Consider the following 13,263-nt stretch of genomic DNA (forward strand, 5'->3'; position numbering starts at 1 on the left):
AAAAGCCCTCCACATATGTTTATGAGAGGGCTTTTTAATTTATTATCCTGATCAGATTTTATTGAATTACCGGAATTTATTTGTTCAATACCCCTTTTCTTACCTGTGTTTTTAATATCTCCCCATCCGGATCGAGGCTTGTTTTTACCTTCGTGAAAGCGGCTACACCTTCCGATGTCATGTATCTCACTTTTGGTTGCGGATCGTTCATGCATTTAATGATCACTGCAGCGATCTGAGCAGGTTTCTGGAATGCTTTTTCCTTTACTTCATCAGTAAAAGTAGCTCTGTAGCCCATGTAGTTTTCCATCAAAGGCTTATAGTCATCATTTAAAATGCCTCCGGTATTTTCAAAATATTTGGTCAGGCTATTGCCGAATTCTGTGATCACTCCACCGGGTTCAATTAATGAAACATGAATCCCGAAATATGGCTCCATATACGTGGCCAAACTTTCTGTTAAGCCCTCCAATGCGAATTTGGCTGCACAATAGATCTCATTAATCGGTTGGCCAACCAAACCGCCAACAGATGAAATATTGATTATATGACCGTGCTTTTGCTTGCGCATAATGGGTAAAACTGCCTTGCTGCAACGAATCGGACCATAGAAGTTTACATCCATTACCTGTTTGATCTCATCCATGCTTGCCTGTTCCATAGTTCTGATAAAGCCAGCACCTGCATTATTGATCAGCACATCGATCGTGTTTTCAGTTTTCATGATCTCAGCAATACAATTCGCCACACTTTGATCATCCTGTACATCCATTTGAAGGATATTCAGGCTTACATTTCTTTTTTCAGCTTCCTTGTCAAGGAGAGTTCTCTTTTCGAGATTTCTCATAGTAGCATAGACCTTATGGCCCTGCTCAGCGAGCTGAATTGCAGTTTCAAGTCCGATGCCTGTTGAAGTGCCGGTAATAAGGATAACTTTTGACATGGTAAATATTGTTTAGGGTGATGAATTTAACTGTATAAAAAAAGCTTAAAACCTTAAGTGAATAACTTTTGGCTTTAAGCTTTTAAACTATTGTTTTATATCTTATTGATTCATTCTGATGATATTCAATGCGCCACCAGCTTTGAACCACTCAATTTGTTGTTCATTGTAGGTATGGTTAACATTAAATGTATCAGTTGTTCCGTCGATATGATGAAGAACAATGCTCAATGGTTTTGCAGGTGCAAAATCATTTAAGCCTGTTATATCAATTGCATCATCCTCACGAATTTTGTCGTAATCATTTGCATCCGCAAATGTTAAAGCAAGCATTCCCTGCTTTTTCAGGTTGGTTTCGTGAATACGGGCGAATGATTTCACAAGAATTGCACGAACACCAAGGTGTCTTGGCTCCATTGCTGCGTGTTCGCGTGATGATCCTTCACCATAGTTTTCATCTCCTACAACGATACTTCCAATGCCTTCAGCTTTGTAAGCACGGGCTGTTGCTGGTACCGGACCATACTCTCCGTTGAGCTGATTCTTTACAGTATCCGCTTTATCATTGAAGAAGTTGGTAGCACCGATCAGCATATTGTTAGAAATATTATCAAGGTGACCTCTGAATTTCAACCATGGACCAGCCATAGAAATATGATCAGTTGTACATTTTCCTTTTGCTTTGATCAGAAGTTTTAATCCTGTAATATCAGTTCCTTCCCATGCTTTGAATGGATCAAGTAATTGAAGACGCGCAGATTTTTCATCTACAATCACACTTACTTTACTTCCATCTTCTGCTGGTGCCTGATATCCGGCATCTTCAACAGCAAAACCTTTGATTGGCATTTCAAGACCTTGTGGTTCTTCAAGCTTAACCTGCTCGCCGGCTGAGTTGGTCAGCGTGTCGGTCATTGGATTAAAAGCCAGGTCTCCTGCAATGGTCATTGCTGTAACAAGTTCTGGTGAAGCCACGAATGCATGTGTATTCGGGTTACCATCGTTACGCGACTTGAAGTTTCTGTTGAATGAAGTGATGATCGAATTTTTGCGGGTAGGGTCATCGCTATGACGAGCCCATTGTCCAATACATGGTCCGCAGGCATTTGCCAGAACAACACCACCCATATTTTCAAATGTGCTCAGGAATCCGTCACGCTCTACAGTATAACGAACCAGTTCAGAACCAGGAGTAATAGTAAATTCAGCTTTAGAAACCAGTTTCTTATCTACCGCTTGTTGTGCAATAGATGCGGCTCTTGAAATATCTTCGTATGAAGAGTTTGTACATGAACCTATTAAACCAACTTCTAAAAGTTGTGGCCATCCATTTTCTTTAACAGCTGCTGCAAATTGTGATAGCGGCCATGCCATATCCGGAGTAAACGGACCATTGATATGTGGTTCAAGTGTTGAAAGGTCGATCTCAATAACCTGATCGAAATAATTATGCGGGTTAGCATAAACTTCATCATCACCTGTTAAATGTTCTTTTATCTCATCGGCAAGGCTGGCAATTTCTGCTCGCTCAGTACCTTTTAAATAGATAGCTATTTTTTCATCATAACCAAAAACTGAAGTAGTAGCTCCAATTTCAGCACCCATATTACAGATCGTTCCTTTTCCTGTTGCTGAAAGAGATCTTGCACCTTCGCCGAAATATTCAACGATAGCACCTGTGCCACCCTTTACTGTAAGGATACCGGCAACCTTAAGGATCACATCTTTTGCAGATGCCCAGCCAGACAATTTTCCGGTTAGTTTAACTCCGATTAGTTTAGGAAATTTAAGTTCCCATGCCAGTCCAGCCATCACATCACATGCATCAGCACCACCAACACCAATTGCGATCATACCCAAACCACCTGCATTAGGTGTGTGGGAGTCAGTACCGATCATCATTCCACCCGGGAATGCATAATTTTCCAAAACTACCTGATGGATGATACCCGCTCCTGGTTTCCAGAAACCAATGCCGTATTTGTTTGAAACAGAAGCAAGAAAATCATAAACCTCTTTATTTTGCGTATTGGCTGTTGCAAGATCCTCATCAGCTCCAACCTTCGCCTGAATCAGGTGATCGCAATGTACAGTAGACGGAACAGCAACTGTTGGTCTTCCTGCCTGCATGAATTGCAATAAAGCCATTTGAGCTGTTGCATCCTGCATTGCTACGCGGTCTGGTGCGAAATCTACATAAGTGATGCCGCGTTCATGTGCCTGAGTGGCATTACCCTCCCACAAGTGGGCGTATAATATTTTCTCTGTTAATGTAAGTGGTTTTCCAACTACTTTACGGGCAGCCTCAATACGAGGGCCGTAGTTGTTGTAAACCTTTTTGATCATGTCTAAATCAAATGCCATGTTATTTGCTTGATTTTAATTTATTTCTAATTTAACTGCGAGCGAAGTTACAAAAAACGACCTGAAAAATGAATAGTTCAGCACATTCAAAGTGTAATAAATCTGCGATTTCAGTAAAAAAAGGATCGATTCTCAGTAAAATAATTGCCTGAGGTTAAACTCAATAAATTAATAAGAGCAAATTATACGCTTAGTTCCGGAATTTCTTCCGCTTTATTACTAAAGATCTGGCTGCCATTATAGGATACTTCCCAGGTTACCGGCAATGCCTTTTTCAGCATACTGCTAACACCGCAGTATTTTTCCTGCGAATCGTTAACAGCTTGCAATGCCGCTTCCATATTTTCATTTTGCCCCTTGAAATTGTAGATCACATGAATAGCAATATACTCAATAGGAGCTCTCTTACTTATCTCACCTATAACCTTTATGTCGAAATCATCCACTTCTTTTTCTGCCTTTCTGAGGATGGCCACAATATCCATACCGGTGCATCCAGAAAGAGCTGTTAATATGAAAGGCTTCGGAACAGGTCCGTTGTCTTCCCCTCCAACTTTTTCTGGAGCATCCATAATAACTGTATGTCCGTTAACTAAGGCATTAAATTGCATTTTACCCATCCACTGGGCTTCAATTTCGTGTACCATGATCTATGTAATTAGGTTTTAAGGCTTAAAGATTATTAATGACCCTGTTCAATTTTTCTCTTACTTCGGATGCTATAGAAGCAAGAGAGCTGTTCTGCACGGATACCATGGATGCCACAGGGTCTACCGCTGAAACCTCCACTGTTCCATCTTCTTGTTCCTGAACGATCACATTGCAGGGAAGCATGGTGCCGATCTTGTCTTCAGCCTTGATTGCCTCAAATGCAAATGTTGGATTACAGGCACCCAGGATCCTGTATTTTTTAAAATCTATATCCAGTTTCTTCTTGAATGTTGCCTGTACGTCAATTTCCGTTAGAATTCCAAAACCTTCTTTTTTAAGCTCTTCGGTAACTTTTGAAATGGCAGTTTCGAAGTCTTCATTGATTCTTTTTGTGAAATAGTAGCTCATTTTCTTGCGATTTAATGATTAGATTATATTTTAAAATTGCCTTTTTTATTGTTAGGTATCTGTTACTTCTGTTACATTCAACAAGATTCCTGCCAACTAAATCGAGTTTTAAACTTTATTGAAATTGTAAGGATCTTCAATATTAAAAACCTTCATAAATTACACCGGAGCTTGGGGTCTCTTTCAATTCAATTTTCTTTAATCCCATTACCAGGGGTTTAATTTTGTTCCAAAGCCAAATAGATAAATTTTCGCTCGTTGGATTTTCAAGTCCGGGAATATCATTCAATAAATGATGGTCGAGTAATTCAATTACTGGCTGAATTTTCTTTTTCAAATCACCATAATCAATGATCCAGCCGCTTTTTTCATCAGGCTGACCCTCAATAAATACAATAAGCATATAAGTATGCCCATGCATATTTCCGCATTTATGCCCTAAAGGTACAGCCGGAAGGAAATGTGCTGAATCAAAGGAGAATTGCTTATAAATTATCATTGGGCAAAATTAGGTTTAATAAAAACTCACAAAAATGATTCAGATCAGTTTTATGAGTTTTTTACTTGCTTTTTTAATCAAATTAGATCCGGATGATTAGAATTTCATGGTTAACATTCCATAAATATTTCTTCCCGGACGGAGCATTCTACCCCAGTCAAGGTGCTCATAATAAGCCTTATCCAGCAGATTTTCAGCGCCTGCAGAGAAATCCAGATTGTATTTTTGCATCATGAATGAATAAGTACCTCTCACGTTTTGAATAGAATAGGCCTTACTTGCCCTTTCCCCGAATTCAGTATTGATTCTGTTCTGGGCCGAAGAAATTTCGTTTTCTGCCTGGATCAGGAATGAGCCATGAACAAAGCGAAGACTGGTAATTGACTTTAACGGAGAAATAAGAGGCAGTGGTTTGTGATTATTATCATTAGCATAGATCCATTTCAGGGTATTATTAAGCGTCAGGTGCCTGTTGGCAAACTGATAGTTCAGGCTGCTTTCGGCTCCGCTTATTGTTGCAGACTGAATGTTTTGGTATGCTCTTACACCACTTGCTCCAGTGGTCATGACACTGAGGCCGGAAATGGTTTTTCCAATAATGTAATTCTGAAAATAAGTACTGAACCCGCTTAGCTTAAAGGAGAAGTTGTTTTCTGAAAAAAGCAGGTTTAATTCGGCATTAACTGCCCGTTCATTTTTCAAATCCGGGTTGCCTATATAATCATAGTTGTCCATTCTGTTAAACAGATAAAAACCATATCGTTCTGAAGTAGTGGGTAATCTTTCATTATAACCGGCACTGGCATAAAGTGTAAACCGCTGTCCCAGATATCTGGTGTAACCCGTATTGATATTTTTTAAAATACCGTTTGAGGATTTGGAAACATCATATCCTAAGACTGCAAACTGGTCAATGCCCATTTTATCAGTTATTTTAGAAAAGGCAGCATCAACTCTCACTTTAATATCGATGTGGCTTTTATCATCAATTGAGATTAAATCCTGTAAATATAACCCTGCGACTGTCTGGTGGTTCTCCGGCCAGGTAAGCATGTACATTGGGGCACTATTAGCCGGATACATGGTCATGTCGGCTTTAACCCTATTATGATAGGTGTCAAGTTTTAAGTTCAGAGTATGCCTTCCGAGCTTGCCGAATTGTGTTTGAACAAATGCTCCCTGCGTATTGCTTTGCCCCGGCATATCCATATGAATTGGAACAAGAGGGCGTCTGGTATCATCCATAGCATGGCTGATGCTATTGGCATAAGCTTTTGCCTCCAGATTCTTTAAGAATTTTTGCGGAGTGCTTAATTTGTATGTAAGAGCTGCAATCCTTGCCCGTGCAAAACCAACATCCATGGGAAGTGCGGGATAGCCAATATTCCAGCCATCATCCAGTAACAGATCCGCTTTGATGGTGCTGTTTTCATTGATCCTGTATTTTCCCGAAATACTTGCATTGGTCTTTTCATATTGTGAAAAGTCAACTAATTGATTGGATCCGTTACGGTAGTTTCCTGCTTTTCTGTATACTCCACTCGCTCTCATGGCCCATTTTTCTGAACTGTAATCCAATGCCAGGATATTCTGAATGGCCTTTGCTGCTGAATAATAGCCCGAAGCAACAGTTCCTGATAGTTTTTTATCGGCATTGAGTTCTGCTTCCGCCAGTTTCAGGTTAAGGGTTCCTCCAATTGAGGAACCCATAGCCATGCCATCTCCGGCATATTTGATATCAATACTCTTCAGGTTTACTGGTTCGGTATAAATGGTTACGGGATCCATCTTATCAGTACAGGCTCCGAAAAATTTCATTCCGTCAATCACAATATTGATCTGCCCTGCACTGAATGCCCTTAAGACCGGTTCCATTCCAATGGAACCCCGGCGGATCAGGCTTACTCCCTCAATTTTAGAGAGTATATCTTCAATGCTGGAGAGACTGGATGACTGATAAAAGGCTGAACCTGGATGTTTGCTTTGTGCATAGCCCTGTATATAAACTTCTTTCAATTCCAGTCTCTTGAATATAGTATCCTTTAACTGTTGAGCAAAGGCAGATGTGCCTGTTAGTAGTATGCCATTTATCAACAGAAATGCTTTAAATGAGCTTTTCATCGTTTTAAAATAAGATGTCAAAAAAAGCAGAGCTCGTTTTCCCGTCTTTTTTAAGTTCGAGATTTATTCTCCAGTCGCCTGTCATTGTGAAATTCACTTTCCCTTTATAATGCCCATTTTTAATGTGTATAGGGTTGACATTGTTTGGTGAACCATGGCCCATACTTGGCATTTCAGGAGTCATGACAATGGTATAGCTATCATCGCCCGGAAATGTCATCATATCCTGTTTGCGGCTAATACTGATCTCAAAATCATTCACTCCAACTTTTGGTTTGGAAGGCAAAATGTAGGCTATTGTTAGTTTGGTTCCATCAGCAGCTGTAATGTTTCTTACCCGCTCCGGGTTTGATTGTTTAACAGTTATTGGCATTTCTGCAAGTCCAAATTTGCTTTGTCCTTCTTTCTTAACCATAACCTTCATTCTCCATATCCCATCTGTGCCATTACTAGGCATGGTAAAAACAGCAGAACATGGAAAAAGCGTATTGATCGCATTGATGCTTTCCGGGCTTTCAAGGGGTGCAGAATGACTCATTTTCATTCCATTTATGTTCATATCCATCATTGGCATGATCTGAACAGTGGCAGTGCTTATTGCTTTGTTTGTTACGGAATCGTAAAGTGCGATAAATAAATTTTGATGGCCGGTGCTAAGTTCGGTATTCGACCATAACTCAACTTTAGCCGCTGAACCTATAGCATAGGTCTCTGAAATTTTCAGGAGCGAATTTTTTGGATCTACAATTTCAATATTTTCATCTTTTTGGCACGATGAAGTAGTTATTGCTGCGAATGCAATAATATACAGATATATTTTTTTCATGATTTTTTTTTAAAATAAATTATAGGTACAGACTAAACATTGCAGATAGTTCAATACTATCACAATTAGAATGCAGCTTGTAAAGTTCAGAGCATTTTTATAATGTCTGACTATTAATAAAATGGGTTATGAGGCTGAAATCAGGTTGATTTTGCTGATTCAGGAAATGGAAGGTGGGTGGAATATTGCCTTGCTCAAAGAGAGGGAATACAGATCTTTCTGATAACCTGGCAATATGATAATTTCAATATACCTGATGCTTTCCGGATGATATGAATTGCTGATAAATGCTGGTAATTCTGATTGTTTTAAAATGCCTGCTGATTGTTTTTCAGCCTCATCTGCTTTCCCCAGTTTCTTTTTCAGGTAACATTTTCCGTTACATTTTAATTCGGGTTTATCTTTATTCTCACAAAGTTCGCTGATGATGTATTCGATATTAATATTGTAATAAGCGATAAGGCCCAGTTTGCTAAGACATTGGAAACTTAGGGCCATTATTAATAATAAACTAATTACTCTGTTCATTCTATCTTTACAACACGCTTACCGGGTGTAAATTTACAGAATTTTAAGAAAGGATAAATGATTCTGATCGATTAAAAAGATGATTACTGTCACTTTATGAAGAACAGAATGTTAAAAGAAGCCATTGTGTTTTTTTAACTGAATTTGCTTCATTGAGGTTCTGATTAGAGAATTTTTTAATCGAATAGTATCCTGATATTGATAAGATCTTGACAACATGCAATATCAATACTTATACAGATATGTCAAAAAATGTTGATACTGTTTTCCCATCTTTCGTCAGGTTAATATTAATTCTCCACTTTCCATTTTTTGTCAAATTTACTTTTCCCTTATAATGTCCATTCTTATCATAGATTGGGTTTACATTATTGCTTGAAATAACTTTATTCAGGGGCATTTCAGCAGATATATCTATTGAATGGCTATTGTCGCAATGGTAGGTAAAAAGGTCTGCCGTATGGTTGATAATAATCTCAAAATCATTCAGGTCCAGTTTCGGATATAGAGGAGAAACGAATGCTATGGTGAGTTTTGTGCCATCTGCCTCAACTATTGTTTTTACCCGTTCATATGTTGAGGGCTTTACATAGATGGGCATTTGCACTTCAGCAAATTCATTTTGTCCTGCTTTTTTTAACCTGATCTTTATTCTCCATTGTGTCAGGTCACCATATGTTGGTGTAGTAAAAACAGCAGCGCATTGGAAAAGAGTTTCAGTAGCATCGAAACTTTCGGGGTTCTCAATGGGAACTGAGTAACTTATAAATGTGTCATTGATTTTTTTATCAATAATAGGTAAGATCTCTACAATTGATCTGGTTACAGGCTTTTTTGTAATGGAGTCATAAAGTGCTACATAGAGCTTTTGATAACCGGTACTTATTTCTGAATCAGACCATAATTCGACCTTGGTAGCAGAGCCAATTGCGTAGGCTTCAGAGATCTTAATAAGAGACGATTTAGTTGTATCGATCTCAACTGTTGGATTATATGTTTCTTTTTTGCAAGCGGTTAGTAGTATTACAGCAAGTATAAACGCAGATAAATAATGTTTTTTGAGAGACATTTTAATGAAATTTTGACTTTAATTTATTTTCTTAGCTTTTAATTATCAAGTTTTTGACTTGATAAATTCAAATGGTTTCATAGGCCCTGAATTTTGTTGAAAGCGAAAGTTTGCATTCTATTTCATAGCTACCATTTCTTTAAAAGCAAATTAATTAATTATTATACTGATTAAATATGACCTTTATCACTAAAAAAACTGATATAGATCGTACGTTCAAAACAGAGTGATTATCATTTATAATATTTGACAAAACAGTATTTAAAAAAAGGTAAGTTTTCAGGAACATAAATGAAAGGACTTTAATAACTGGATTGGGGGGGATTATGGGAAACGGAAGGCTTAAAGCGTCCTGAAAACAAATCCCTGAGCACTTAATTTTTCAAGAATAATGGGCAAGCTTTGCTCAAGCCTTCCAAAAGCTTTAATACTATCGTGGAAAACTATAATTGATCCATTTCTGGTATTTTTTAACACATTGCTGATGCAAGTCCGGGCACTGATCGTTTGATCAAAGTCTCCACTCAGAACATCCCACATAACTATTTCTGTCTCTGGAAATTGCTTATTGATCGCAGTAATTTGCGATTTTTTAATTCGGCCATAAGGTGGTCTGAAAAGTTGGCTGCCGGTAAGTTCAGAGCATTTTCTGACATTATTTAAATAATCATCATCTCTTGTATTCCAGCCCTTTAGGTGGCTTTGGGTATGATTTCCAACCGTATGCCCTTCTGAAATAATCTCCGAAAAGATCTCGGGGTATTTGTCAATATTTTCACCGATACAGAAGAATGTTGCTTGTGCATTAAACTTTTTAAGAGTATTTAATACATAGGGTGTAACAACTGGTATAGGTCCGTCGTCAAAAGTGAGATAAATGATTTTCTCCTTTCTGTTTTTATGCCAGGTTAATGTCGGGTAAAACCACTGCAACCAAAAAGGAGAACTAGTCAGATACAAATGCTTAATTATAATTTATCACGAAGATAAATATGTTAGGTAATTAATTGATAGTATTTTTACTTGGATTTATAAACGAATCAATTTTGTTGAATAATATATGAAACATATAAAACGTCAGTACTTTTTCAGATATACTGTCTTCACTCTTTTACTGGTGGCTATTTCTGCATTATCACTTACTGCTCAGGAGAGGATTACCTTAAAACGTGCTACAGAGCTGGTGATCGAAAATAATCTTCAGATCAAACAAGCTCAGTTTTCTGAAGCTATCTCAGAAGAAAATCTGCAGCAATCAAAATTAGCTTTGTATCCTACTTTAAATGCCAATACTAATTTGAATTTTAACTTCGGAAGAAGTATTGACCCATTGACGAATCAGTTTGTTAATCAGGCAATTACTTCTACAAGCGGAAATGTGTCCTCCGGAGCTGCTTTATTCCAGGGTTTTCAGAAAATAAACCAGATCTCACAGAATAAATTGCAGCTGGATGCTGATAAGAGTAATACTCAGAAAATCAAGAATGATCTGGTTTTGGCTGTAGTAACCAACTACCTTTCTGTATTAAATGCACAGGATCTTTTATTGGCTTCCCAACAGCAACTGGCTATTTCCAATCAACAGCTTGATATTGAACAAAAGTTTTTTGATGTTGGAAATAAAACACTGGCCGATCTTTCACAAGCTAAATCGCAGGTTGCTTCTGCAGAATTGAATGTTACAAATGCTCAGAATCAAGTTGACCTGGCCTTTCTAAATCTTGCACAGTTATTGGAACTTGACCCATCTTCAGTATTTGAAGTTGAGAAACCTCAGATTGAAGATATGTCAAAGGTTAATTCTGCCTATTCTGCAGTTGATGTATTCAAGTCTGCTTCCTCCAGTTTCCCTGATATCCGCCTGGCAGAATTAAGGAAGCAGGCTTCAGAGAAGGGTATAGAAATAGCCAGAGGAAATTATTTTCCTTCATTGAACCTTCAGAGTGGTTTTGGTACCAGATATTCAAACGGTTCTTTTGGAAACACCTCATTCAGTACTCAGGTAAAAGATAACTTTAATCAGTTCATTGGTTTCGGATTAAGTATTCCAATTTTCAATGGATTAGCAGCACGTTCTTCTGTAAGGAGGGCGAAGATAAATTTTCAGAATTCTGTGATCAACGAACAGCTGGCCAAAAACAATCTTAATAAGGTAATAAATCAGGCAGTATATGATCTAAGGGCTGCAGAGAAGCGCTATTATTCCGCACAATCTGCCTTTCAGTCTTCAAAAGAAGCATTTAATGTAATTGAGCAACGTTATACAGTTGGATTGGTAAATTCTCTGGACTATAATCAGGCACAAACAAACCTGAACAAAGCACAATTTGACCAGATACAGGCACGATATGATTTTATATTCAGAAGTAAAGTAATAGACTATTACCTGGGTAACCCTATAACCTTTTAATTAAAACCCCTTTTTCCTTATAATCGAAACATGGCAAAGAAAAATAATACATTAAAATATGTGCTCATTGGAGCAGGAATACTTGTAGCGGTAGCAGTTGCGGGGAATAAACTCGGCTGGTTTGGTAAAAGCGATGTGACTCAGGTAGCCGTTGAAAAAGTTGAAAAGCGGACCATTATAGAAACTGTTTCGGCAAGTGGAAAGGTACAACCTGAAATAGAAGTTAAGCTAAGTGCTGAAGTATCAGGAGAGGTTGTTGAGCTGCATGTAAAGGAAGGTGACGTAGTTAAGAAGGGTCAGCTATTATGTAAGGTTCGTCCGGATGTACTCCAGTCGGGTTATGATCGTGCTGTTGCATCTTTGAATAGCCAGAGGGCTTCACTTGCAAGTACTCAGCAACAGTTAAAACAAGTAGAGGCTAATTTTGCCAATATCACTGCCAAGTTCAAACGTAATCAGGAACTTTTTGCTAAAAAAGTGATATCTGCAGCTGAGTTTGATGCGGTTAAGGCTGAGTATGAAGGTTCAAAAGCGAGTCTTGAGTCAACCCGTCAGAATGTTGTAGCTTCCAGGTTCGGTGTTGAACAGTCGAATGCAGTTGTGAAAGAAGCCGGTGCGAACTTAGCAAAGACTACCATCAATGCACCTGTTGATGGTGTTATTTCCAAATTATCGATTGAATTGGGAGATCGTATCCTTGGAACTTCTCAGATGGCAGGTACTGAAATTATGAGAATCTCCAACCTGAGTTCAATGGAAGTGAGTGTAGATGTTAATGAAAGTGATATCAACCGTGTTTCAGTTGGGGATCTGGCCGATATTGAGGTTGATGCTTTTCAGAATCAGAAATTTAAAGGCGAAGTTACGGAGATCGCAAGTTCTTCAAGTGTTGTTGGAACATCCACTGATCAGGTTACTAACTTCACGGTGAAGGTTCGGATATTGCCTGATTCTTATGCTAAGCTTGTTCGTTCTGATGCCGCAAATCCATCTCCATTCCGTCCGGGATTATCTGCTACAGTAGATATTCAGACTGAGCAATTTACTGGAATTGCCGTTCCAATTCAATCAGTAACAACCCGTGAAAAGAAAAAGGAAGTAAATGAAGCTGAAAAAGGTGCAAAACCGGCAACAGCCAACGATGAAAAAAATAAATTAAAAGATGCAGAGCCTATAAAAGAATACGTATTTATTTACAATGCGGGTAAGGTTAAACAAGTTTTAGTGACCACAGGAATTCAGGATGATACTTATATTCTGATAAAATCAGGATTAAAAGGCGGTGAAGAAGTTATATCACTTCCATTTACAGCTATTTCCAAGACACTGAAGGATAGTGCCGTGGTTGAAAAAGTAGATAAGGAAAAGCTTTTTGCAGGCGAAAAGAAAGAGTAATTTCTAAGAAATACTTAACTTGTCCCGATCGATTTATTGCATCATAAGC

Annotated in this window: 12 protein-coding genes; 2 read left to right on the forward strand and 10 right to left on the reverse strand. The window is 38.2% G+C overall.

The genetic code is table 11. From position 1 onward, the window contains the following. Positions 1 to 76: 76 nt before the first annotated feature. The 10 genes from BLR27_RS10430 to BLR27_RS10475 form a co-directional block, all read right to left on the reverse strand. Positions 77 to 943, reverse strand: a complete 867-nt coding sequence (locus BLR27_RS10430) for an SDR family oxidoreductase (protein WP_090704588.1) — start codon at positions 941 to 943, stop codon at positions 77 to 79. 102 nt (positions 944 to 1,045) lie between these two features. Beyond that, positions 1,046 to 3,307 carry an aconitate hydratase gene (locus BLR27_RS10435; protein WP_090704590.1) on the reverse strand — a complete coding sequence of 754 codons (2,262 nt, stop codon included), beginning with the start codon at positions 3,305 to 3,307 and terminating at the stop codon, positions 1,046 to 1,048. 182 nt (positions 3,308 to 3,489) lie between these two features. After that, entirely contained in the window at positions 3,490 to 3,954 is a 465-nt protein-coding gene (locus BLR27_RS10440; RefSeq protein WP_090704592.1) for an OsmC family protein, read from the reverse strand. A 25-nt stretch (positions 3,955 to 3,979) separates the two neighbouring features. Continuing rightward, entirely contained in the window at positions 3,980 to 4,366 is a 387-nt protein-coding gene (locus BLR27_RS10445; RefSeq protein WP_090704594.1) for a DUF302 domain-containing protein, read from the reverse strand. Between the two features lie 142 nt (positions 4,367 to 4,508). Next, positions 4,509 to 4,865: a 6-carboxytetrahydropterin synthase QueD gene (gene queD / locus BLR27_RS10450; protein ID WP_090704596.1), complete on the reverse strand. Its 357-nt coding sequence runs from the start codon at positions 4,863 to 4,865 to the stop codon at positions 4,509 to 4,511. 96 nt (positions 4,866 to 4,961) lie between these two features. Continuing rightward, the gene (locus tag BLR27_RS10455; RefSeq protein WP_090704598.1) at positions 4,962 to 6,986 is read right to left on the reverse strand and encodes a TonB-dependent receptor; all 2,025 of its coding nucleotides are present in this window, start codon (positions 6,984 to 6,986) and stop codon (positions 4,962 to 4,964) included. Between the two features lie 4 nt (positions 6,987 to 6,990). Beyond that, positions 6,991 to 7,812: a FixH family protein gene (locus tag BLR27_RS10460; protein WP_090704600.1), complete on the reverse strand. Its 822-nt coding sequence runs from the start codon at positions 7,810 to 7,812 to the stop codon at positions 6,991 to 6,993. Between the two features lie 159 nt (positions 7,813 to 7,971). Then, positions 7,972 to 8,340, reverse strand: coding sequence for a hypothetical protein (locus BLR27_RS10465; RefSeq protein ID WP_090704602.1), 369 nt, complete (start codon positions 8,338 to 8,340; stop codon positions 7,972 to 7,974). Between the two features lie 232 nt (positions 8,341 to 8,572). Beyond that, entirely contained in the window at positions 8,573 to 9,409 is an 837-nt protein-coding gene (locus BLR27_RS10470) for a hypothetical protein (RefSeq protein ID WP_090704604.1), read from the reverse strand. Positions 9,410 to 9,751: 342 nt separating this feature from the next. Then, a complete protein-coding gene (locus BLR27_RS10475; protein ID WP_090704606.1) occupies positions 9,752 to 10,369 on the reverse strand; it encodes a polysaccharide deacetylase family protein in 618 nt (205 codons plus the stop codon). Between the two features lie 100 nt (positions 10,370 to 10,469). Here BLR27_RS10475 and BLR27_RS10480 point away from each other — a divergent pair, with 100 nt between their 5' ends. After that, the gene (locus tag BLR27_RS10480; protein WP_245704492.1) at positions 10,470 to 11,819 is read left to right on the forward strand and encodes a TolC family protein; all 1,350 of its coding nucleotides are present in this window, start codon (positions 10,470 to 10,472) and stop codon (positions 11,817 to 11,819) included. A gap of 30 nt (positions 11,820 to 11,849) precedes the next feature. Beyond that, positions 11,850 to 13,214 (forward strand): efflux RND transporter periplasmic adaptor subunit, encoded by a 1,365-nt coding sequence (locus BLR27_RS10485; protein WP_090704608.1) that lies wholly within the window; start codon positions 11,850 to 11,852, stop codon positions 13,212 to 13,214. Positions 13,215 to 13,263 lie beyond the last annotated feature (49 nt).

This window comes from Daejeonella rubra (assembly GCF_900103545.1).
In the GTDB taxonomy this organism is placed as follows: domain Bacteria; phylum Bacteroidota; class Bacteroidia; order Sphingobacteriales; family Sphingobacteriaceae; genus Daejeonella; species Daejeonella rubra.

What these genes read in the sequence shown, in the direction of transcription:
- BLR27_RS10430 (WP_090704588.1), bottom strand. Translation starts at nt 943, where the DNA reads ATGTCAAAAGTTATCCTTATTACCGGCACTTCAACAGGCATCGGACTT.
- BLR27_RS10435 (WP_090704590.1), bottom strand. Translation starts at nt 3,307, where the DNA reads ATGGCATTTGATTTAGACATGATCAAAAAGGTTTACAACAACTACGGC.
- BLR27_RS10440 (WP_090704592.1), bottom strand. Translation starts at nt 3,954, where the DNA reads ATGGTACACGAAATTGAAGCCCAGTGGATGGGTAAAATGCAATTTAAT.
- BLR27_RS10445 (WP_090704594.1), bottom strand. Translation starts at nt 4,366, where the DNA reads ATGAGCTACTATTTCACAAAAAGAATCAATGAAGACTTCGAAACTGCC.
- queD (WP_090704596.1), bottom strand. Translation starts at nt 4,865, where the DNA reads ATGATAATTTATAAGCAATTCTCCTTTGATTCAGCACATTTCCTTCCG.
- BLR27_RS10455 (WP_090704598.1), bottom strand. Translation starts at nt 6,986, where the DNA reads ATGAAAAGCTCATTTAAAGCATTTCTGTTGATAAATGGCATACTACTA.
- BLR27_RS10460 (WP_090704600.1), bottom strand. Translation starts at nt 7,812, where the DNA reads ATGAAAAAAATATATCTGTATATTATTGCATTCGCAGCAATAACTACT.
- BLR27_RS10465 (WP_090704602.1), bottom strand. Translation starts at nt 8,340, where the DNA reads ATGAACAGAGTAATTAGTTTATTATTAATAATGGCCCTAAGTTTCCAA.
- BLR27_RS10470 (WP_090704604.1), bottom strand. Translation starts at nt 9,409, where the DNA reads ATGTCTCTCAAAAAACATTATTTATCTGCGTTTATACTTGCTGTAATA.
- BLR27_RS10480 (WP_245704492.1), top strand. Translation starts at nt 10,470, where the DNA reads ATGAAACATATAAAACGTCAGTACTTTTTCAGATATACTGTCTTCACT.
- BLR27_RS10485 (WP_090704608.1), top strand. Translation starts at nt 11,850, where the DNA reads ATGGCAAAGAAAAATAATACATTAAAATATGTGCTCATTGGAGCAGGA.